At 32.1% G+C, this 23,133-nt stretch carries 17 protein-coding genes; 1 reads left to right on the forward strand and 16 read right to left on the reverse strand.

Features of this window, described 5'->3' with window-relative positions; genetic code table 11:
- Window positions 1-422: 422 nt before the first annotated feature.
- The 10 genes from recA to EHE19_RS10665 all read right to left on the reverse strand — a co-directional run bounded on the left by recA (window position 423) and on the right by EHE19_RS10665 (window position 13,605).
- A complete protein-coding gene (recA, locus tag EHE19_RS10620; RefSeq protein WP_137695956.1) occupies window positions 423-1,466 on the reverse strand; it encodes a recombinase RecA in 1,044 nt (347 codons plus the stop codon).
- Between the two features lie 134 nt (window positions 1,467-1,600).
- Window positions 1,601-3,199 carry a murein biosynthesis integral membrane protein MurJ gene (gene murJ / locus EHE19_RS10625; protein WP_171003476.1) on the reverse strand — a complete coding sequence of 533 codons (1,599 nt, stop codon included), beginning with the start codon at window positions 3,197-3,199 and terminating at the stop codon, window positions 1,601-1,603.
- A 213-nt stretch (window positions 3,200-3,412) separates the two neighbouring features.
- Window positions 3,413-4,672 carry a competence/damage-inducible protein A gene (locus EHE19_RS10630; RefSeq protein ID WP_137695955.1) on the reverse strand — a complete coding sequence of 420 codons (1,260 nt, stop codon included), beginning with the start codon at window positions 4,670-4,672 and terminating at the stop codon, window positions 3,413-3,415.
- A gap of 938 nt (window positions 4,673-5,610) precedes the next feature.
- The gene (locus EHE19_RS10635; RefSeq protein ID WP_137695954.1) at window positions 5,611-6,048 is read right to left on the reverse strand and encodes an ACT domain-containing protein; all 438 of its coding nucleotides are present in this window, start codon (window positions 6,046-6,048) and stop codon (window positions 5,611-5,613) included.
- A 112-nt stretch (window positions 6,049-6,160) separates the two neighbouring features.
- Window positions 6,161-7,462, reverse strand: a complete 1,302-nt coding sequence (locus EHE19_RS10640; protein WP_137695953.1) for a phenylacetate--CoA ligase family protein — start codon at window positions 7,460-7,462, stop codon at window positions 6,161-6,163.
- Between the two features lie 332 nt (window positions 7,463-7,794).
- A complete protein-coding gene (locus tag EHE19_RS10645; RefSeq protein WP_137695952.1) occupies window positions 7,795-8,370 on the reverse strand; it encodes an indolepyruvate oxidoreductase subunit beta in 576 nt (191 codons plus the stop codon).
- Between the two features lies 1 nt (window position 8,371).
- Window positions 8,372-10,105 carry an indolepyruvate ferredoxin oxidoreductase subunit alpha gene (gene iorA, locus EHE19_RS10650; protein ID WP_137695951.1) on the reverse strand — a complete coding sequence of 578 codons (1,734 nt, stop codon included), beginning with the start codon at window positions 10,103-10,105 and terminating at the stop codon, window positions 8,372-8,374.
- A 71-nt stretch (window positions 10,106-10,176) separates the two neighbouring features.
- A complete protein-coding gene (locus EHE19_RS10655; protein WP_137695950.1) occupies window positions 10,177-11,811 on the reverse strand; it encodes a class I adenylate-forming enzyme family protein in 1,635 nt (544 codons plus the stop codon).
- Between the two features lie 337 nt (window positions 11,812-12,148).
- Complete coding sequence (locus tag EHE19_RS10660; RefSeq protein ID WP_137695949.1) at window positions 12,149-13,093, reverse strand: hypothetical protein; 945 nt, start codon at window positions 13,091-13,093, stop codon at window positions 12,149-12,151.
- Between the two features lie 140 nt (window positions 13,094-13,233).
- On the reverse strand, window positions 13,234-13,605 hold the full coding sequence (locus tag EHE19_RS10665) for a hypothetical protein (protein ID WP_137695948.1): 372 nt from the start codon (window positions 13,603-13,605) through the stop codon (window positions 13,234-13,236).
- 386 nt (window positions 13,606-13,991) lie between these two features.
- Between EHE19_RS10665 and EHE19_RS10670 the strand changes: the two genes are divergently transcribed.
- Window positions 13,992-15,131, forward strand: a complete 1,140-nt coding sequence (locus tag EHE19_RS10670) for an LCP family protein (protein WP_137695947.1) — start codon at window positions 13,992-13,994, stop codon at window positions 15,129-15,131.
- Between the two features lie 553 nt (window positions 15,132-15,684).
- Here EHE19_RS10670 and EHE19_RS10675 read toward each other — a convergent pair.
- The 6 genes from EHE19_RS10675 to EHE19_RS10700 all read right to left on the reverse strand — a co-directional run bounded on the left by EHE19_RS10675 (window position 15,685) and on the right by EHE19_RS10700 (window position 22,762).
- Window positions 15,685-15,951: a late competence development ComFB family protein gene (locus EHE19_RS10675; protein ID WP_137695946.1), complete on the reverse strand. Its 267-nt coding sequence runs from the start codon at window positions 15,949-15,951 to the stop codon at window positions 15,685-15,687.
- 69 nt (window positions 15,952-16,020) lie between these two features.
- A complete protein-coding gene (aroE, locus tag EHE19_RS10680) occupies window positions 16,021-16,911 on the reverse strand; it encodes a shikimate dehydrogenase (protein ID WP_137695945.1) in 891 nt (296 codons plus the stop codon).
- Between the two features lie 53 nt (window positions 16,912-16,964).
- Complete coding sequence (locus EHE19_RS10685) at window positions 16,965-17,546, reverse strand: YqeG family HAD IIIA-type phosphatase (RefSeq protein ID WP_137695944.1); 582 nt, start codon at window positions 17,544-17,546, stop codon at window positions 16,965-16,967.
- Between the two features lie 231 nt (window positions 17,547-17,777).
- On the reverse strand, window positions 17,778-19,886 hold the full coding sequence (locus EHE19_RS10690; RefSeq protein ID WP_137695943.1) for an ATP-dependent helicase: 2,109 nt from the start codon (window positions 19,884-19,886) through the stop codon (window positions 17,778-17,780).
- A 110-nt stretch (window positions 19,887-19,996) separates the two neighbouring features.
- Complete coding sequence (locus EHE19_RS10695) at window positions 19,997-20,185, reverse strand: hypothetical protein (protein ID WP_137695942.1); 189 nt, start codon at window positions 20,183-20,185, stop codon at window positions 19,997-19,999.
- A gap of 225 nt (window positions 20,186-20,410) precedes the next feature.
- Entirely contained in the window at window positions 20,411-22,762 is a 2,352-nt protein-coding gene (locus EHE19_RS10700) for an ATP-dependent DNA helicase (protein WP_137695941.1), read from the reverse strand.
- Window positions 22,763-23,133: the final 371 nt, after the last annotated feature.

Genomic DNA, 23,133 nt, shown 5'->3' on the forward strand with positions numbered 1-23,133 from the left:
TTGACTAAAATAGTTATGGTGAAAAACAAGCACTTCCGACTACCACATGACCAAAATATCCTGTCTTGGGTCAATAATCACAGCTGCTTACTTCCGCTGTGTCGGCAACAATGCTTATCCTTCACCTACTATTTCTAACAAATATTCACAACTAAACTTCAAAATTAAAGCTATATTACACTTACAATACTATTTCTTAATAAGTTATCAACATTACATAAATTGTTGATTTGCAACAGTCAATCATAATAGTGTCTCGCCTCAATCAATGAAAGCTAAATAGCTTTTAATTGAATTGCTGCAAAAAATGTGTCAGTAGAGGCCGTAAGGGATTAGTAATTCCAATTCCGTGCAGAACTGCTCCAAAAATGTATTTTCAGGACAGCCACTTCTACACTTCTACAGACCAATTTAACTTTTAATTATATTTCGTCATTTTCATCAAATTCTTCTTCTATATCATCTACCTGCTCGGTCTGAACAGTGGAAGAAATATTGCTTCTTACCATTTTTTCAATCTCAGCACAAATAGCTGGGTTCTCTTTTAAATATTGCTTTGAATTTTCCCTTCCTTGACCTATACGTTGTCCATTATATGAAAACCAAGCACCGCTCTTGTTTACAATATCCATACTTACAGCAATATCAAGTATGCTGCCTACTTTTGATATACCTTCACCATAAACAATATCAAACTCCGCTTCTTTAAATGGTGGAGCAATCTTGTTCTTAACTACTTTAACCCTAGTTCTATTACCTACTACTTCGTTTCCTTGTTTTAAAGATTCTACTCTTCTAACATCAAGACGAACAGATGAATAGAATTTTAAAGCCCTGCCCCCAGGTGTCACCTCAGGATTTCCAAACATAACACCTACTTTTTCACGTAGCTGGTTAATAAATATAGCAGTTGTTCTGGATTTACTTATTATACCAGCAAGTTTACGAAGTGCCTGGGACATCAGCCTAGCTTGCAATCCAACATGAGAATCTCCCATTTCTCCGTCTATCTCAGCTTTAGGAACTAAGGCTGCAACTGAGTCAACAACAATAATGTCTATAGCACCACTTCTAACAAGTGCTTCTGCAATTTCCAACGCCTGTTCACCTGTGTCTGGCTGAGACACAATCAAATTTTCTATATCAACTCCAAGATTCTTGGCATACTTAGGATCAAGAGCATGTTCAGCATCAATAAATGCAGCCTCTCCACCCATCTTTTGAGCTTCAGCAATCATATGAAGTGCAACAGTGGTCTTACCAGAGGATTCCGGCCCATAAATCTCAACAATTCTTCCCCTAGGCACTCCTCCAATTCCAAGTGCAATATCAAGGCTCAATGAACCAGTAGGGATACATTCCACATTCATATGAGCATTCTCTCCCAATTTCATAACTGAACCTTTTCCAAATTGTTTTTCGATTTGACCAAGAGCCATTTCTAACGCTTTTTTCTTTTCTAACATGTGATTTCCTCCTCACAAATTTCGAACATTTGTTCTTTTTAAATTATATAGCTTTTTATCTTTATAGTCAACTAATAAAATAAATATTTTTATTAAGTTTTTCACAAGTCGATTACAATCTGTTGAACTGATACTTACCCCTTTAACCTATTAAATATACTATTTATTCTATTAAATATTCTGTCTTTAAACATAATAGCTTCATTTACTTTCAATAGCATTGTTGCAGCAAAATAAACAAGAACACCTAATGCAATCTCAACACCTAATATAAGAATTTCTAATAACTTTTGCTGAATTGAGAATTCCTGTAAAAAGTCTATAGAAATCAGTCTATTCATAAAGAAAATAACAATGCCCATTATTACTGCTGCCGCAGTAAGCTTTCCAGAGTACTTTATAAGCTTCGTCCACTGCATTCCATTCATTTTCTTCGTAAGTACACTCATCATAATAATCATATACACTACACTTATCATTGAGTAAGATAAAGCCATACCTGCAACACCCAAATCCGTTACTTCAAAAAATATAGTGCAGAACAAATAATTTAATACCATTGATAAAACACCTATATATAGTGGAGTTTTTGTATCATTATTAGCATAAAAAGCTCTCGTAAGGATTGCAAGCATAGATTGTGCTATCATTGCAGCAGAAAACATAATCAGAATTTCACCTGCAAGAGATATTCTCTCAAAGCCAATTTCTTGAGACCATTTATAAACAACACTAATTAATGGCTTAGCAAGCACAATGCAACCTACCGCAGATGGAATTATCAAATAGAGAATTGTTCTAAATGCATTATTTAAAATATCTTTAAATTCATCTAATTTTTTTAGTGCTAGCTTTTCAGATAATGTAGGAAGCAGTGCCGTACCTAAACCCATAGCAAAAACACCATATGGTAGCTGCCACAAATCATTTGCATTACCGTAGGCAGTTATACCTCCATCTAAATCATATAGAGAAGTAAAACGTTGGGTAATTATAAGGTTAACTTGTACAATTGCAGAGGCAAGCAAGGATGGAATTGCAAGCTTGAATAATCTTCTGAAACCCTGATGTTTCCATAAAATTTTAGGTCTATAATATTTGAAATTTGGAAAAGCAAAGGAAATCTGAATTATAAAGTACATAACAGCACTAGCAAGAATTCCATAAGCAACATACTTAACTCCAAATCTACTCAAGACAAATATACTTAGTGCTACCCCAAGATTGTATATTGAAGGACCATAAGCTGCTGCTGCAAAACGCTGATATGAATTTAGCACCCCATTTGTTAGCCCTGCCAGCATCATAAAAGCAACTGACGGAAAAAGTACTCTTGTCAATTGTATTGTTAGTTCTCTCTTCTCTCCATAAAAGCCTAAGGCGGTAATTGAAACTACCGTCGGCGCAAAAATAACACCCAAAATACAAAGTACAATCATTGCTATAAATATAACATTTATAAATGTACCTACTGCCTTCCAGCCATCCTCTTCTTCATTCTTTGCTAAATATCCTGATAATACAGGTATAACTGCTGCCGCAATGGCACCTCCAATAAGTAAATTGTACATCAAGTCTGTAGTTTTGAATGCAGCCATTAAAGCATCCGACTGTGAAGCTGTAAGTAAATTATTTATTAGTATAGTTCTCAGGTAGCCTGTAATTCTACTGACAACAATAGATGTCATCACTATTATGGCAGCACCTGTTATTTTTTTATTTTTTGAATTCAACTTATTAACCCCCTGACTGCTCCTTGCAGTCCTTATTCGTTTGTTTATTTTTACTAAAACTTAGTTAAATATACTGCTTAAAACCAAATCATATTAGATTATAGTGGCAGGAATATCAATTGAAAAGTTAAATAGTTCTATGAGTTAGTTTACTGTACAACAAACTAATTATACTTCTACCGTACTGAAGATTTAAATGCAAAGTTTGAGTTTTTATTTTTGTCCGCCTATCTCAATCTTTAAGCCCAAAATATGTCTTCTTATCATGTCAAAAGCATGTAAAGCTGTAACAGTACGAATTCGATTTCTATTTCCTGAAAGTCTGAGTTCCTTTGTTATAGTACCACTTTCAGAAGAAAGTCCTATATATACTAATCCCACAGGTTTTTCAGCAGTACCTCCATCAGGTCCTGCTATTCCTGTTATTGAAATTCCTATGTTGGTGTTTAACCTTTTCCTAACTCCCTCTGCCATTTCAGCTGCTGTTTCTCGGCTGACAGCTCCAAACTTTTCTAAAGTTTGCTTATTCACACCTAAAATTTCTTCTTTTGCCTCGTTTGCATAGGTTACAACTCCACCAATAAAGACCTTCGATATTCCAGGGAAATTTGTAAGCGTCTCAGCGACAAGGCCACCAGTACATGATTCAGCGGTAGCAATAGTAATATTTTTTTCTAAAAGAAGGTTTGCTACCAATGAGTCAAGATTTTGGTTTCTATCTGAATACAGACAGTCACCAGCTCTTTTCTTAATTTCATCTATAACTGGCTTTAATATTTTTTCAGAATCTTCACCAACTTTTACTTTTGCAGATACTCTTAATGTAACTTCACCTTCTTTTGCATATGTTGCAATTGTAGGATTAGTCTGCCCATCAATTAAATCTATAATAAGTGTTTCCATTGCGGATTCACCAATACCAAACACTCTTAAAAACTTCGACTCAATTAAGAATTCACTCTTGTTTTTGAAATACGGCATTACATAATCGTCGAACATAGGTTTCATTTCAGATGGGGGACCAGGCAACATAACAACAACCTTAGAACCTTGTCCAATAATGCATCCTGGAGCAGTACCATTATTATTTTTCAGTATAATACTGTCTTCAGGCATATAAGCTTGCTTTTCATTATTTTGAGTCATTTGCCTTCCAATCTTGTTAAAAAAGTTCTTGATAGAAGTTAAACTCTCCTCATGTAAAACAAGCCTTTTGCCAAATACACCGGCAATTGTCTCTTTTGTCAAGTCATCTTGAGTAGGCCCAAGTCCACCCGTTGTAATTACAACATCACATCTTTCCAATGCTGTTTTTAGGCTTTCTTTCAATCTATTAGGATTATCTCCAACAACACTGTGATAGTATACTCCTATACCAACGTCAGGTAATTTTGAAGATATATATTGTGCATTAGTATTTGATATCTGACCCATAAGCAGCTCTGTTCCAACTGCTAAAATTTCTGCTTTCATATTCTACTGTCCTCCGATAAGAATTATAAAATAAGCTAATTACATCTCCAGTACTCCTCTAGAAGTGTATAGTTCCACATTATATAGTACTCTCCAAAAGTAACGCTTATACAGACTAAGAACTTCAAAGCTTTATATCTGCTTTCTTAATCCATAAAAAATACATCTTAACTATTATATCAATACACAGATAAAATAGTAATACTAATTCCATTAAATGCGTATTCATTTTTTTATTTTGTAGAAATATAATTAGAATTATAACTAACAACATACTCTTAAATACTCATACTCATTGCAAGTTCAATTCTAAATCAAGAATATTTTATAGGAAATATTAAAGCTATGGATTTAAATTTGTTCTGATTAAAATTCTTAAAGTCAAAGTGAGAAATTTATTGCCAGTTGATTTTGTATTTAAAATAGAAAAGTAATTGTTTACAAACTTTTTATTGAAAAGAAAGAGAATTTAATATAATTCACTTTATGATAAATGATACCATATTATTGAATATTTAGCAAACATATTTTTATTAATTTACTTGTTAGTGCTTTACCAAGCATATTTACTTACACATTATATTTCTATTATAACATTATTAAATTAATAAAATGCTGCAATATAAATTCAGTTTACAGTTCTAACCTAACTATTGTCATAGAACCACAAACAAAAGAGCTAATCACTCGTTAAAGCAATCGGCCCTTCAAAAATTTAGCTTGCAGTTCTACCCCAACTATTGTCATAGAACCACAAATAGAAAAGCTAATCACTCGTTAAAGCGATCAGCCCTTCAATAAATTTAGTTTGCAGTTCTACTCCAACTATTGTCATAGAGCCACAAATACAAAGAGCCAATCACTCATTAAAGCGATCGGCCCTTCTAAAAATTCAGTTTACAATTTTACTCCAACTATTATCATAGAACCTTTTATAATTATTTTACGTTACAATATATTTTTTCACTAGGAATAATTTTAATATCACAATTTGTAAGAGTTCTTAATGCATCTTCAGGATTTTCTACTCTCAAAATAACAAATGCTTCATTACCGGTCTTTCCAACAAAAGCATACATATATTCTATGCTAATTGCATTATCCTGCAATATTTCCAATACAAATGCCAATCCTCCCGGCTTATCCTCAACAGCAATTGCAATTACATCAGTGCAGCTAACTGTAAACCCGTTATCACTCAATGCCTTCTCAGCATCTTGAGGTTTGTTAACAATAAGTCTGAGAATACCAAAATCTGTAGTATCAGCTATTGACAATGCACATATGTCTATGTTGTTGCTTGCTAATGTTCTAGTAACTTCTGCCAAACGTCCTGATTTGTTTTCCAAAAAAACAGAAATTTGTTGTACAAGCATGATTATGGCCTCCTTTATTTGTGTTACATAACTCAACCTTTCCGTAATATATTTGTATCTTATCATATTTATATGTGGATAGATGAGTCTTTAATTTTTCTATCAAACACTTCTAAAGCACTCTTTTGTCAATTACCCTCTTGGCTTTACCTTCGCTTCGCTGAATAGATTTAGGTTCTACCAGTCTAACCTTTGCACTAATTCCTAAGGTACTCTGAACTTCTTTTGTAATCTTTCTTTCAATATCCTCTAGCTTTTTCACTTCATCAGAAAACATTGCTGTTGAAAGTTCAACCTGTATCTCTAACGTGTCTAAATTATCTTTTCTATCAACTACCAGCATATAATGTGGAGCAGTTTCTCCAATTGATAGAAGTACACTTTCAACTTGAGAAGGAAATACATTTACTCCTCTAATTATAAGCATGTCATCAGTTCTGCCTGTAACCTTACTCATCCTAACCTCTGTACGACCACATTCACAGCGTTCGTAGTTCAATGAAGAAAGGTCCTTTGTTCTATATCTAATCAATGGTAAGCCTTCTTTAGTTACAGTTGTGAATACTATTTCACCCTTTGAACCTTCAGGTAAAACCTCCTCTGTATCTGGATCAATTATTTCAGGAATAAAATGATCCTCAGGAATATGCATTCCATTCTGATATTCACATTCACACGCAACACCAGGTCCAATTACTTCACTCAATCCATATATATCAATAGCTTTAATTTTTAGTCTATCCTCAATTTCTTTTCTCATACTCTCAGACCATGGTTCAGCACCAAAAATACCAGCCTGAAGCTTTAAATCACTTCTCTTAATGCCTAATTCTTCCATTTCCTCTGCAAGATATAAAGCATAAGAAGGAGTACAAGCAATATGTGTTGTTCCAAAATCCTGCATAAGAGATAACTGAAGCTTTGTATTACCAGAAGATGTAGGAATTACTGTCGCTCCTACCTTTTCACCACCGTAATGAGCACCAAGTCCTCCAGTAAACAAACCATATCCATAAGAAACCTGTAAGAAAGATTCTTTAGTAAGTCCAGCACCTGTAAATGTCCTAGCTATAACCTCAGACCAAACTTCAAGGTCTTCTTTAGTATAGCCAACAACTGTTTTCTTACCTGTTGTTCCAGAAGAAGCATGAATTCTAACTATCTCACTCATTGGTACTGCAAATAGGCCAAAAGGATATGTATCTCTCAAATCTTGCTTGTATGTAAAAGGTAAATGCTTCAAATCATCCACTGACTTGATATCTCCAGGCAAAATACCTTTTTCATCCATTTTCTTTCTGTAAGTTGGCACATTATTATATACCCTGTTTACTGTTTTAATGAGTCTCTCTGACTGTACTTTTCTCATTTCGTCTCTGGACATACATTCATATTTTTCATTCCAAAAAGACATAATAACCTCCCACGCCACATTTAGGCTCAAAAATTTTGACTTCAGTGGAGAACCTTTGCTTTGCAAAGATGTGCTATTATTTTTGAAGTTTAATCATAAGACTTAAGCAAAATCCCCCCAAAGAATTGAATGTTTTTATATTTATATATGTGCCAAACATCCCACCTTGGAATGGCTTTCAGGGTTTACTACATAAAATGAGCCCCACACAAAAGCAATAGGCCAAAACAATGCATTGCTGGCAAGCCAACAATACATGTTTATTCAAGTACATTTAAACTTAACTGAACATAAAAACTAAACTATAACATTTAAGTCTATTTTTAATAATACTAATTATGATAATTGTAGCCCTCTTCAAAAGCTTTTAAATTTACTTCTAAAAACTTTGCTGGTACTACTTCACGAATTGCTTCAACAAAAATATCCTTATTTATACCTGTCAATTTTGCCAAAACACCAATAAGTACGATATTAACAGCCTTTATGTTACCGCATTCACGAGCAATCTTAAGGGCATCTAATGAGTATATTTTGTTATTTTCCTTAAGAGTCTCTATAATATTTTCAGGATATTTTGCCTTGCCAATTATAACAGGCATAGGATCTATCTGCTGTTCATTTATTATCATTTTACCATCTTTTCCTAAACAGTCAATACATCTAAGTGCCTCAAGCTTTTCAAATGCAAGTATAACGTCAGCCTCTCCTTTTTCAATTATTGGAGAATATACTTTTTTACCAAATTTAACATATGTTACAACACTTCCGCCTCTCTGAGACATACCATGTACTTCTGAAACCTTTACATCAAAATTTAATTTCAATGCAACGTTACCTAGTATTCTACTAGAAAGAAGTGTACCTTGACCACCAACACCAACAATTAATATATTTAATTTTTCCATATTATTCACCCGCCTTCTCAATTGCACCAAAACCACAAACTTTAGTACAAAGCATACATCCAACACAAAGAGCCGGATCAATTTCTAAGTGCTCACCTTTATCAACTATTGCAGGACATCCCATTTTCATACACATTCTGCATCTTTTACATTTGTCTTGATTTATTTTTTGAACACCCTCATATTTAACATTCTTCAAAAGCGCACATGGTCTCTGAGATATAATTACTGAAGGTTCATCAATCTGGGTCTCAGTTTTAACCACTTTTTCAAATTCTTTAATATCAAAAGGATCAACAACTGTAACCCTATCAATTCCAACAGCCTTACAAAGTAACTCTAAATCAACTTGTTTAGTAGGTTCTCCCTTGATTGTAAAACCAGTTGTAGGATTTTGCTGGTGTCCTGTCATACCTGTAATTGAATTATCAAGTATTATTACTGTTGAATTTCCTTTGTTGTACACGATATCAATTAAGCCTGTAATACCAGAGTGTATAAAGGTGGAGTCACCAAGTATAGCAACTGTTTTCTTACCGAATTCGGTACCACGTGCTTTTTCCATACCGTGAGCCACGCCTATACTTGCACCCATACAAACACAAGTATCAATACTTTCATTTGGTGCCAATGCTCCAAGTGTATAGCAGCCTATATCTCCGCTCACATTTAGCTTAAGTTTCTTTAAAACATAAAACATGCCTCTATGCGGACATCCTGGACACATAACAGGTGGCCTAACAGGTACAGACTGTTTTGAAGCATCTATAATTGCTTTACCTAATAGTCTTTCAGCAATAATCTGGCTGCTCAGTTCACCTATAACCGGAAGCTTTTCTTTTCCAATAACCTTTATGCCCATCTTTAATATTTGTTCTTCAAAAAATGGTTCCAACTCTTCAACAACATAAAGAGTTTTCACTTTACTAGCAAAATCAGCAATAAGCTTTTCAGGTATAGGATAAACCATACCCAGCTTAAGAACAGAAGCATTTGGCATAGCTTCCTTTACATACTGATATGCAATACCACTTGTAATAACTCCGATATCGTCGCTGTCCATCTTTACTCTGTTTAATTCACTTGAATCGGAATACTCTCTCAAGTCAGCCATTCTTTTTTCAACAACAACATGTCTTTTTCTAGCCATTGCAGGCATCATAACATATTTACCGGCATCCTTAATATAATCTTTGATTTTATAATCTTCTTTATCATTTAATTCAACAACACTTTGTGAATGTGCTACTCTAGTTGAAAGGCGAACAATTACAGGAGTGTCAAATTGTTCACTTATAGAAAATGCTTTTTTTACATACTCCTTACATTCCTGACTATCAGATGGCTCTAACATAGGAACTTTAGAAGCTCTTGCATAATTTCTGCTATCTTGTTCATTCTGTGAACTATGCATTCCAGGGTCGTCGGCTACCATTATAACCAAACCACCATTTACACCAGTATATGATACAGTAAATAATGGATCAGCTGCAACATTAAGTCCTACATGCTTCATTGCACATATTGCACGAGCTCCTCCAAAGGATGCTCCTATAGCAACTTCCATTGCTACTTTTTCATTAGGTGCCCACTCAGAATATATTTCATCATATTGTTTAGCAATAGCCTCTGTTATCTCTGTACTAGGCGTTCCTGGGTATGCAGAAGCAACTGTGCAGCCTGCTTCATATGCACCTCTTGCTACAGCTTCATTACCAAGCATGAGTTTTTTCATTTAAATTCCTCCATCACCATTTGTGTTAATTTATATAATTTAAATATTATACAAAACATTAATACATATATTTATATTTCATTTTGATCTGCCACTAAACTGGCCACACCATATTTTTCTCTTAATTTAGGCTTTTCTATCTTTCCTGTAGGATTTCGTGGAATTGTATCAAAAATAATCTTTCTTGGACGCTTATATCTTGGCATAGGTGAACAGAAAGACTCAATCTCTTTTTCAGTACATTCACAACCTGGCTTTAACTCTATAATTGCAGCTGTTATTTCACCAAGACGTTTATCTGGCAAACCAATAACTGCTGCATCTTTAATTTTATCGTTTGTTCGAAGGAAATCCTCAATCTGTACTGGATATATATTCTCTCCACCACTAATAATAACGTCTTTTTTTCTATCTACCAAATAGATAAAACCATCTTCATCCATCATAGCCATATCCCCGGTAAATAGCCATCCATCCTTTAATACCGCTTCTGTTGCCTCTGGGTCATTGTAGTAACATTTCATAACACCTGGACCCTTAACTGCAAGTTCTCCAACTTGTCCTTGCTCAACAGGTACTCTGTTTTCATCAACAATTTTAGTCTCCCATTTATACCCAGGTACTCCAATAGCACCTACCTTATGAATGTTTTCAATACCTAAATGAACACAACCAGGTCCAATAGATTCACTAAGGCCATAATTTGTATCATATTGGTGATGTGGGAAGTACTTTTTCCAGCGATTTATTAAACTTGGCGGAACAGGCTGTGCACCAATATGCATTAGTCTCCACTGAGATAGATTATAATCCTCCAGCTTTATTTCACCACTCTCAATAGCATCTAAAATATCCTGTGCCCAAGGAACTAACAGCCAAACGATGGTGATTTTTTCCTCTGATACTGTTCTAAGTATCCATTCTGGCTTGATTCCACGAAGCAAAACTGCCTTGCTTCCTACCAGAAAGCTTCCAAACCAATGCATTTTTGCACCTGTATGATAAAGTGGAGGTATACATAAGAAATTATCTTCTCTAGTTTGACCATGGTGTTTTTGCTCAGTATAACAAGCAGACATCAAACTCCCATGTGTATGTAATATTGCTTTAGGAAATCCTGTAGTTCCAGATGAAAAATAAATAACTCCATCATCTTCATCAGTTATCTTTATTCTTGGATCTTCAGATGAGCAATTTGCAGTAAGCCTATCATAGCTTTCAGCAAAAGATGGACGTCCTTCTCCTGCAAAAAAGAGTATTTTTACATTAGGTATTTGATCATAAATTGTTTCTAGTCTACCAATAAATTCAGGTCCAAAAATAAGAGCAATTGTATCCGATAAGCCTAAACAATACTTTATTTCTTCAGCAGTATATCTAAAATTTAATGGTACAGCAATAGCTCCTGTCTTTAGTATTCCAAAATAAATAGGAAGCCACTCGAGACAATTCATTAGAAGAATAGCAACCTTGTCACCTTTTTTAATTCCTCTTTTGAGTAAAAGATTTGCGAACCTATTTGCTTTCTCGTCAAATACACGCCATGTCATTTCTCTTCTGTATTCACCTGCGGGATTGTTTTCAATAAGTTCGAATTCTTTCCAGATAACATTATGACTGTCCTGTAAGTCTAAATTGATCTCCGTTAAGCAAATTTCATTTCCGTACATTTCTGCATTGCGTGATAAAAATTCTGTAATTGGCATTTATTTTCCTCCGTTCTACTAGTTATACAAATTATACTAAAGTTATTTATGTCCATGTAATTATGTCCCATACTACTATAAAAATTACTATATAGAATTATAATACGATAAATTTAGATTATCAACAACCGCTTATTGTGACTTTTATGTTAATTTTTTTTATTATCTCAAACTTAGCACATAAAAAAATGTTGGTTTGTTAGAATTAAATAAGAATTATTAATAATTATAAATGAAGAAAAATTATTTACGTTTCATATAATAATGCTACTGTACCTAATATTACTAGGTTTTAAGCAGAATATTCAACCGTCAAGTTTGATTATTAATATATAATTTATAGCTTGTCCCTGTCATATATACCTTTAGCAATATTTTCAACCTCAATTCTAACCCCATTAAGTTTCCAAAGTATATTGTCATAATTTCCATTTTTTATGTACAACCTAATATTTTCAGATAAATTATTAAGCTTTTCAGCTTCGATGTTCTTTACTTCAATTTCCTTATTTTTCACGTAGTAGCAGCCAATCATAAAACCCACAATATTTATAACGGGAGATAAAATAATGGCAATTAACAAAATAAAAACTGAATTTTTTGACATCTCTTCTAAAACATAATAGTTTGTAATAGCTTCATAAATTACTTTTAAAAACAGAACATTAAATAATACAATTACATAATAAATTGCAGATAATAATGGACTCGATAAAATATGTTTTAGCCACTGCCCCTTTAATAATGTACGTTTTTTAGTTACAAAGTATAAAAGCAAAATATACTGTATTACTCTAATAGGTAATGATATTCCAAAGCCTAATAGAAAGTCTCTGTTTATTTGCTCAATGGTTATTTTAGATATATGCATTATGAATGAAAAAACTAAGAAATTTAAGATTTTATTAATTATAAATCCTAATATCATAAATAAAAAAGTCCTAGACATCCACTTTAAAGCACTTGCATCATCAAAAACATCATTTGTAACTACTAAAATGATATAAAAGCTTACAATTGATATAAATTGAACTAAATACCAGCTTAATCCAAAGTAATAGCTAATATTTATTATAAAAGCAACCACAACAGTAGGTAAAAAAACTCTGACATAATCAAATTTATTAATAAGTCTTTTACATTCGGATTCGCTCCAATATTCAAATTCTCCAACAAGAATTAATGTAAATAATACCCAAAAAAACACTTCCGGAATAGAAATAAATAGAGTATCAAAAAAAATCTTAGTACTTGCATCATATGTAAATAAATCACTAAACATTAGAGCCCTCCACATACACAGTTTACTAATACAAAGTTCTACATTAATTCAATCATTTTTTATGTCGCTCTACATTTTAATACTTATTCAATTATTTGTAAACTATGAAAAGGCTCTAGAAACTACAACTCACCTCACTCTCAATCATCATAAATAACTTCAAATTTAACTCTGTCATATATATCTTTTTGATTCTTTGGATTTACATAAGGTGATAAAGTCATAAGTTCAATTGAATTTATTCTATATTTTTTGCTTCTTCTACCCTCTTTAGGATATATCTCAAAATCAACAACATTTTTAAGTACTAATGGGACCATGATTCCTCTGGAGTTTAAAAAACTCAGCTCTATTTTTTCAATTTTAGAATCAAGTCTGCTAGTCCAGTAAGGATTATACCCAACTGCAATTAACTTACCATTTATACCAAGTTCAATGCTTCTCAAAGTATATTGATTTTTGAGCATATTTGAAAAAACGCCTTTTAGTATATCTATTTCCTTATAATTCAATCTAAATGCCCCCTTAGCGAGCTTATATACCTTTAGAACATAATATGATTCAAAAACTTATTATGTTACAGGCGTAATAAAGTCAATAATTTCATTTAATACATATTGGTTCATCCCATAGTTATTTTTACCGGCGCTAACATTCAGCATACATGTGTTGAAAAATAAAAAATAATTTATATCAATATTAAACTGCACCAAGCAGCCTATTTATAAGTTGTACTCGCGTACCAATATTAGAAATAAGTAGTTACTTGTAAACCCGAATAAATTAAAAAATTATTAAGTTTATAATAAAAATTTTATATAATATTTTTATTGAATTCTTTATATGTTATAATTCTATGATATGATTTTATTAATTTTTTTAAATGAGGTTTAATAGAATGAATACAAGAAAATTTACTTACATAACTAGTATAGTATTGGGAAGCTTTCTATTTGTACTTGGAACAATATTTTTGTTTTATATAAATACTTTAGAACCTAACGATGGAAATTCTCCTTTAAATGATATGTTAGCTGGTATAAATTCATCCAGAAACAAAGAACCTATGAATTTTCTTTTGCTTGTTGGTGATAAATCAAGTGGTAATACCGACGTAATGCTAGTAGCAAATTATAACCCTGCAAACAATCAAATTAGTATTGTTACTATTCCAAGGGATACAAAAGTTAAAATAAAGCACAGCAATGTTCCAAAAATCAATTCCGCATACGCTGCTGGCGGACGTAATCATGAGGGTGCCATGTATGCTTCAGAAATTGTTTCCAATTTGACTGGCATAAACATTAATTATTATGTTCATATAAATATATCTTGTATTAAAGGAATAACAGATATGCTAGGCGGTGTATATTTTGATGTCCCAGCAAAATTAAGATACAATGACCCCGAGCAGGATTTATATATTGACTTGGACAAGGGTTATCAGCTCTTAGACGGTGAAAAGGTTGAACAGCTGCTTAGATTTAGAAAACCAGCCAATAATCTATATTCAGCTCAAGAATTAAAAGAATTAAAAGAATTTTATGATGGCAGCGACATAAAAAGAACTGAAATGCAAGTTAAATTTATTAAAGCTTTTATAAGTCAAAAAGTTAATATACAGAATTTCCCAAAATTTAATTCTGTAATAAACTACACTTTTCAAAACATTGTAACTAATATGACGTTAACTGATGCACTTAAGCTAACGTCAGGAGTGCTTAATATTAAAGCTGATTATTTCAATTCCTTTAGGTTAGACGGAGAAGACAAATTAATAAGTGGAGGATGGTATTACGTTTACAATGGTAATTTCCTAAATATAGATACTAATATTTCAGAGCCAGCTGAAACTATAGTTCCTCTGTATTTTCATTCAGAACATGGAATTTCTACTCCTTCAGAATTATTTGTCCCTGATTCAAAGGATTCTGAGGATACGCAACCATCAAAAAGCACAAAAAACCCACCTGTTACGAAGAAAAATCCCTCCAATTCAGAAACTGATACCAAGGGTACTGGAGTAGATAAGCCTTAAAATACGACTAAAAAAGTTAGCTTAAGATAGTTAAACTAGCTTTAACAGATGAAATTATAATAGTTGAAATCATTGCGGTTGAAAACATATAGATAGATTTACAATCATAAATTAAATAAAAACTACGGAAATTAGTAATGTGAACAATTAATATACATTATTTCGATAAAAAATAATGACTATAATTGGCAATAGACATTTATTTGAGAAGTAAAAATTGATATAAATATTAGTTAATAACTTACTGTCCCTCACCTATTTAAATTTAAAAAATAATTTAAATAGGCGAGGTCATTTTTTGTAAAAAGCAATTTTCTCGCAATAAACATTCTTGTCAACCTAAAAATTATCAGCCAATTGTTAAAACACAACTTAACCCAAAAAGGAGCCAGAAAGCCAAAGCGTTACATAACGTGAAGGACATTTTCTTGTCTTGTTATAACTGATTCTCTAATTATCCAACGCCTAAATCATATAAAAAGTTATGGCACTAGATAATAATTTCTTAGATTGTAATCTTAATTTAGATTTGATCTCTTAATATCCAAAAAAATTATTTATGTCTAGGAGATCTTTTTACTAATACAGCAGCTTTTGTAAGAGCAGCAATAACATCAACCTCAAACTGATTTCTCAGAGAATTTACCTTTGAGTACAGTTCACCCTTTTCAGTCGCAATATATTTTGGTGGCAAATCGTTCAAAGCTAAAGCTGCAATATCCATAACGCAGGCTTCACACTTACACATATTAATATCATCTAGCACGTCATCCATTAAATTGAGCACTACTTCTTCCATATAATTTTTAATTACTATCATTTCGCCCCTCCTAAAAACACAAATAATACGACATACATTACATTTCAAATACATTAATAATATTCGTTATTATTTTGGAAAATCCTTCATTTTAATAATTTTATTTAATAATTCTATAGCCATTTGCCTTGGTACTATATTTCCAGTCCAAATTTCAAAAGCTGAAACTCCTTGATTTATAAGCATACCAAAACCATTTCTAGTTTTGCATCCATAACTTTCCGCCTGTAGTAAAAATTTCGTTTTTTCAGGACTATATACCACATCGTATACCACCTGATTTTTATCAAAAACATAGTCAATATTAAATGGTGTAGAATCTAAATATGTACTCATTCCAGCTGGAGTAGTATTAATAATAATATGACTTTGTGACATTTGATCAAATAATTTAGTAGAATCTGGTAGCATATAGCTTGCAATGCCACCATAATTATTCTTAATTAGTTCCGTTATATTTTTTGCATTTTCCTCTGTTCTATTTACTAATGTCAAGTGCTCAATGCCTTCTGATGCCAATTTTACAGCTAAGGCTCTTGCTGTTCCACCAGCTCCAAGTATCATAACTCGTTTGTCCTTAAAATTTGTATCAAGGCCTTCCTTAAAGTCCCGTACAAAACCTTCAGCATCAGTATTATAACCTTTTAGCCTGCCCTGAATATTTTTTACAGTATTAACTGCACCCATTAATAATGCGTCATGAGAAATATCATCTAAATACTTTATAATTGATTTCTTATGTGGGACTGTAACATTAAAACCACTTATATTCTGTGCTTTTAATCCATTAATAACATTCTCCAAGCAAACCTCATTTACATGTATAGGAATGTAAATAGCATTAATATTAAACTGCTTGAATAATGTATTGTGAATAAACGGAGATTTAGTATGCTCTATAGGATCTCCTAATATACCATATAGTTCTGTTTTACCATTAACAAAATTTACAACCTCCATAGTATGCCCCCTGTTTAAGCTAAGTTGAATTTGTTTAAATTTACTATCTAAAACTATCCCTTAAATCTACTTTTTTCAAGTTCTAAACTATTTTTCTTCCATTCTATTCTCTTATCCAATCTCTTGTTAATTTTGTCTTCTACATTTTCAGTAAAACTCTTGATAATTAATTTTTCAAAAATTCTTTTAAATCTTACAAATAAAATTTCTTTTTCGTCAATAGGTTTCACAAGAACTGTAAGCATATTTACTTTATTGCCTCCAATAATATCAGTAAAAACCTGATCTCCTATAACAGCAACCTTCTCAGGCTCTAGTCCCATAACCTTAGCTGCATTTAAAAATGCCTTGCCAGAAGGTTTATATGCTCTGTGAATGGCTGTTACTGAAATATCTTTATTGAACCTTATAACACGCTTTTCAGATGCATTTGACAATATACATACCTTGAATCCTTTATTCTTGAGTTCTGCTATCCAAGAAATTGCATTTTCATCAGCATCTTTTGCGTGCATAGGTACTAATGTGTTGTCAATATCCAAAATCAAACCTTGTATGCCTCTGTTTTTAAGGTTTTCAAGGTCAATATGTCTTATGCTATCATAGTATAAATCAGGGTAGTACTTTTCAATCATTTTAATATCATTTCCTTTCTAATACTAAAAACACTATCAACGATATATGAAGCTAATGCATTGATGGGTATAATATTATTTTAACAATAAAGCTTTAGCAGTCGGTTAATCATCAATTAGCTTCACAATCAATCTATCCTATAATAACAAAAGGATTGTTTTTGTACAACCTATAAAATAAACATTTAAGTCTTAAAACACAAACTTAGTAAATAAAAATAGTTTAATTAATTAATCAAAACTCAGCAGTTTATTTTCTAAGCATATTTGCAAATTAAAAGTCTTATATTCACCACTAAAAAACTTGATTTTTATTGTCTGATTGTCGGCAGAACTTTCATTTATTTCAGCAACCGCTCCCCTTCCAAATTTTGTATGCATAACAATGCTTCCTTCTCCGATACCATCTATTATGTCCTTTTTAAGAAAATATAGAACTTCATTTATAAATATAGACCTCATTGCTATTTCATTATTAATTTGCATGGGATATATCAAATAAAGTGTGTTTCTTGCTCTAGTCATACCAACGTAAAAAAGTCTTCTTTCCTCTTCCAGCATTGCTTTATTTTTACCCTCTGAATTTTGTTCTAAAGCTTTTTCTCCAGGAATTTCACTGTTTATTAAATCAATCATAAACACACAATCATATTCTAAGCCCTTTGATGAATGTAATGTACTCAGAGTTATAGAACTTTTCTTGTTAGCATCTACAGCTATTGTCCCATCAAATATTTGTTCTAATTCCTGCAATCTGACTAAAAAAGAAGCTATTGTTTGACATCCTACAGACAAGCCCTGTAAGATTCCAAAAAGTCTGTTTAAATATTCAAAAGACAAACCCACAAGTTCGCAATATCCCTTAACACTTTCCAAATAATTAAAATCATTTTTTATATACTCCAGTGCTTCCCAAGGCTTCATTCTTGACAATGAATTAAACTCTACCTTTAAAAGCTGAAGAGCATTAATCTGAAATTGCTTTAAATCTGCATTATTGATTATACAATCAATTACAGACATACCTGAATTATCTGCGTTTATAGAGCACTCAATCATAGTCTTTGATATATACCTATTCATTCTGTAGTAAATCTTTGAGAATGCTTCTTTATCGTGTTGATCAAGGGCAAACATTAAAAAAGCAACAACATCCTTTACTAGCCAATGTTTAAAGAATAATAAGCTATTTTGCTTAATTTTAAAGGGTATTTGCTGTCTAAGAAAAGCATCTGCAATTATTATTGAGGATAAGTTATTCCTGTATAATATTGCAATTTCCTTATCTTCCCTACGAGATAGGGTTTCTTTTACTTTATCAATTATAATTTTCAATTGTTCATGTTCATTTTTAGCATTAATGATAATTGGATCGCATTTTTCTTTATTAAAAGTTGTGTGGTTTTTATCAAATCTATTCTCGTTAAGCTTTATAAATTTACTGCTTAACTCAACTATATTCTTGCTTGAACGGTAATTTGTTTCCAAATTATAAATACTGCAATTGCTAAATTGCTTTCTAATATCTAAGATATACTGAGGCTCTGCACCTCTAAAGCCATAAATAGACTGATCATCATCAGCTACAATAAAAAAGTTATTGTTTCCTTTTATTAATAAGTTCAATACCTCAAACTGTATTTTTGATAAATCCTGACCTTCATCAACTTGTATATATGTATACTTGTTTTTATAATAATTCAATATTTCCGGGCATTTAATCAATATACTGTATGCATAGGTAAGCATATCATCAAAATCAATATATAAATTTTTTCTCTTATACTCTTCATAAGCCTTGAAAACCTGACTAAATTTATTTGTGGAGAATATGCCTCCATCTATATTTTTTATCATTTTGTTTTTTACAAAACCAATTTCATTAATTAAACTTTCAAGTTCATCATCATTTATTTTTGAATTATTAATCTCCAAATATAGAGTTTTCAGTAATTGTTTTTTATTAATATCGTTATCATTTCCCTCAATACGCTTTAGTCTTTGTCCCTTCAGAGCCTCATATTTCCTCACCACATTATTGCAGAAGCTGTGTAGTGTTGAAAAATGTACCTTGCCATTAATTTCGTTTCCATAAAGCCTTTGAAACCGTCTTTCCATTTCCAGTTGGGCAGCCTTATTGAAAGTCAAGGTTAATATGTTATCAGGTCTAACACCTGAATTTTGAATCAAACAAGCAGCTCTTGCAGTAATAACTGTAGTCTTTCCTGAACCTGGTCCTGCAAGCACCAAAGCAGGGCCTTCTTTGTGCAAAACTGCTTGTTTCTGCTGTTCATTTAGTTTTATATTGTGTCTGATTTTAATTGTCTCGAAAAAATCCAAAAATTATCCGTCCTTTAAATAAAAAATCAAGGATAAAGTGCACCCTTGACTTTCAGAGTAAGCAAATTAAATACAATAGGCAAATTTCTGTAAATAATACTGGTAATATCTTAACTTAGTCCTGATAAATATTTATTTACAGCTTCTTCAATGCTTTTTACACTAATAAGTCTATCCTGAGTATTTTTATTATTGCTTTGAAGTTCTATATCGGCAGCACTTTTCATTATATTAATGACAATTTCAGAACTAATAAATGGAAGTTCTTTTTTAAGCTTTTTAGTTAACCACGAAAGCATTTTTTCACTATATTTACCGCAAATAGTACGTGTTCCGATTATTAAATCTAGGATATAGAGCTCCTTTAGTTCTTTTTGTCAACAGTATAACATATTATACAATATAATTGCTAAATAGTTAGTTATAATTGGTAAAAAGTTTATTTTTGTAACATGATGTTAATTAATCACATACGCCTATAATATACGCCTATAATTTTTAAAATTTTTCATCCTTCATATCAATTATTTACCACCCCAAAACCTCTCCAGCTTCTGCTCCAAATCTGGTAAGCTTTTTACTCGCACGCTATGTTCCCAGTGCTTTGGAAACAAGCACTTATACTCATAATGAGAAAATCTTTCGTCAATCAGCAAAACTAAGCCAGTGTCATTTTCAGATCGAATAACTCTGCCAGCCGCTTGCAGAACCTTGTTCATTCCTGGAAACATATATGCGTTTTCATAGCCCATACCATTTTTTTGCTGAAAATAATTCAAAATAATGTTCTGTTCAGCACTGACTTGAGGAAGGCCCACACCAACTATAATAGCTCCAATAAGCCTATCGCCTTTTAAGTCAATACCTTCTGAGAAAATACCGCCCAAAACACAGAAACACACAAAGATTTGTTCATTATTAGGCAAAAATTTATTTAAAAATTCCTCTCTCTCTTCCTCTGTCATTGAACTCTGCTGAAGCAATGTTTCAATATAAGGATACTTTTCAGTGAATCTTGTATATACCTCGTTCATGTATTTATAGGATGGAAAATAAACCATGTAGTTTCCTTGTTTCTTATCGATTGCAGCTTTAATAAGCTCTGCAATTTTGTCATAGCTATTTTCTCTGTTTTTGAATTTGGTTGAAATTTTGTCTTCTACAAGCAGACACAGCTTTTTATTATCAAAGGGTGATGTAAGGTTAATATTATAATCCTCTTTTTCACCGCCTAAAACCTCCATAAAATAGCTAAGCGGCGTCAGTGTTGCAGAAAAAAACACCGCTGTTTTCCCTCTCTTTACAGCTTCTGACAATAGGTAAGAGGGATCAATACAAAATAGCTTTACACGTACTTCACTAGAGTATGTATCAATAAATGTTACATATCTTTCATCATATAATTCTGCTATCTTTACAAATGAAATAGCATTAAAATACACTTCTAATACAAGGTCAAAGCCCTCTATATTATTGCTTTGATTTCTCAGTATCCACTCTTCTGATTCACGTATAAAATTGTTTAGTAATTTATATAAATCAGTTAATTGCTCTTTGCTGACCATAAAGCCATCTTCATTGCACTGCTTTCTAAGTGCTATCATATACGAATTTATTTTTGTCAGCTGCTTTGCAATCTTTGGCTGCTTGTCCTTCATCAGCTTTTTAGCTTCATAAAATGCCACTTTGTTAATTTGAGCCGAAAACATTTCTCTTGCCCTGTCAACAAGATTATGAGCCTCATCTATCAAGAAAGCATAGTCACCTTCATTATTCATAAAGAATCTCTTCAGATAAACTCTCGGATCAAAGACATAATTATAATCGCATATAATGCAATCAGCCCATAAAGATAAATCTAATGCAAATTCAAAGGGGCAAACATTATGTTTTAATGCATATTCCTCAATAGTTTCTCGGGAAAAATACTCTGTATCACGTAAAATATCAGTCAAAGCTTCATTTACTCTATTATAATGTCCTTTTGCATATTCACAATAATCCGGATTGCAGCTTCCTTCTTTATTAAAACAAATCTTATCCTTGGCTGTCAAAGTAATAGTCCTAAATCTGAGACCCTTGCTTCTCATTTTTGTGAAAGCTTCTTCAGCTACCTGCCTTGTTATTGTTTTTGCCGTTAGATAAAATATTTTTGAAATATGCTGCTCTCCAACTGCTTTTACTGATGGGAACAATGTTGAAATAGTCTTTCCAATACCTGTAGGAGCCTGTACAAAGAGTTTTTTCTCCTGCATTATGGTTTTATATACAGCCACAGCTAATTCTCTTTGACCCTTTCGATAAACTTCAAAGGGAAACTGCAAGTCTTTAATAGAAATATCTCTAAGAGTATTCCATTCATGCTGCATACTTGCCCAAATGAAATATTTATTCATTAAATCATCCATAAATTCTTCTAACTGAGAGAAACTGAACTGTTTTCTTATATTCATTCTCTCTTCAGTATCCACATGAAAATATGTCAATTGAACAGTAATTTGCTCCATTTCATTCTGTGCAGCATAAATAAAAGCATAGCATTTCGCTTGTGCCCAGTGCAATAAACTAAAATCTTCATCTATATATTCAAGGGGTCTTGTTGTGGATTTTATTTCATCAATAACAATGCCGTCTGGCTCAGTAATTATACCGTCTGCTCGGCCTTCTAGCCTAATTGAAAAACCCTGAATTTCATAATCAAAGGACAAAAATACCTCTTTGTTGTAATTTGAGCCGCCTTCTTTCTGAATTCTTTGATGAATACGAGTGCCCTCTAACATTCTAGTAGATGAAACAAGTCTATTATCAATATCGCCAGACCTTAGTACCAATTCAACTAAATTTCTGATTGAAATTTTAATTTGTGATTTTTCCATAGTATTCCTTGTAAATTTAATCAACCGAGCATTTGTTTATTAATAATATACCTATTATATAGCATATATTGCAATGGTTTTTTAAAAATAATTTTAATAGTTTGTTACTATCAAACAATACACTATAGAAAGCTGAAGTTCTTGCTACCGTGAAATAATTTTGATAGTTTGCTACTATTAAGCCTTTTTAGCAGCAAAAATTAACCTTCCCACCAAAAACTTATCGGTGTTGAAATTTTTAACTCAACTTTCCCTTAATCTATTGATAAGTTTAGAAACTTACAATTTTACTGGAAAGTTGAGTTATTAATTTTGGTTAAAATTTAGTCTCTTTGAGTATACCTATGCTATGAATATTTATTTTACATTAA

Origin of the sequence: Ruminiclostridium herbifermentans (assembly GCF_005473905.2) — a bacterium.
In the GTDB taxonomy this organism is placed as follows: Bacteria; Bacillota; Clostridia; order Acetivibrionales; family DSM-1351; genus Ruminiclostridium; species Ruminiclostridium herbifermentans.

Bases quoted from the DNA above. Each gene is read 5' to 3' on its own strand.
- aroE (WP_137695945.1), bottom strand. From the start codon at position 16,911: ATGGAGGTTGTAAATTTTGTTAATGGTAAAACAGAACTATATGGTATA.
- EHE19_RS10635 (WP_137695954.1), bottom strand. From the start codon at position 6,048: ATGCTTGTACAACAAATTTCTGTTTTTTTGGAAAACAAATCAGGACGT.
- EHE19_RS10630 (WP_137695955.1), bottom strand. From the start codon at position 4,672: ATGAAAGCAGAAATTTTAGCAGTTGGAACAGAGCTGCTTATGGGTCAG.
- EHE19_RS10700 (WP_137695941.1), bottom strand. From the start codon at position 22,762: ATGGAAAAATCACAAATTAAAATTTCAATCAGAAATTTAGTTGAATTG.
- recA (WP_137695956.1), bottom strand. From the start codon at position 1,466: ATGTTAGAAAAGAAAAAAGCGTTAGAAATGGCTCTTGGTCAAATCGAA.
- EHE19_RS10670 (WP_137695947.1), top strand. From the start codon at position 13,992: ATGAATACAAGAAAATTTACTTACATAACTAGTATAGTATTGGGAAGC.
- EHE19_RS10640 (WP_137695953.1), bottom strand. From the start codon at position 7,462: ATGTCTTTTTGGAATGAAAAATATGAATGTATGTCCAGAGACGAAATG.
- iorA (WP_137695951.1), bottom strand. From the start codon at position 10,105: ATGAAAAAACTCATGCTTGGTAATGAAGCTGTAGCAAGAGGTGCATAT.
- EHE19_RS10695 (WP_137695942.1), bottom strand. From the start codon at position 20,185: ATGCTTTCGTGGTTAACTAAAAAGCTTAAAAAAGAACTTCCATTTATT.
- EHE19_RS10655 (WP_137695950.1), bottom strand. From the start codon at position 11,811: ATGCCAATTACAGAATTTTTATCACGCAATGCAGAAATGTACGGAAAT.
- EHE19_RS10645 (WP_137695952.1), bottom strand. From the start codon at position 8,370: ATGGAAAAATTAAATATATTAATTGTTGGTGTTGGTGGTCAAGGTACA.
- EHE19_RS10675 (WP_137695946.1), bottom strand. From the start codon at position 15,951: ATGATAGTAATTAAAAATTATATGGAAGAAGTAGTGCTCAATTTAATG.
- EHE19_RS10660 (WP_137695949.1), bottom strand. From the start codon at position 13,093: ATGTTTAGTGATTTATTTACATATGATGCAAGTACTAAGATTTTTTTT.
- EHE19_RS10685 (WP_137695944.1), bottom strand. From the start codon at position 17,546: ATGATTGAAAAGTACTACCCTGATTTATACTATGATAGCATAAGACAT.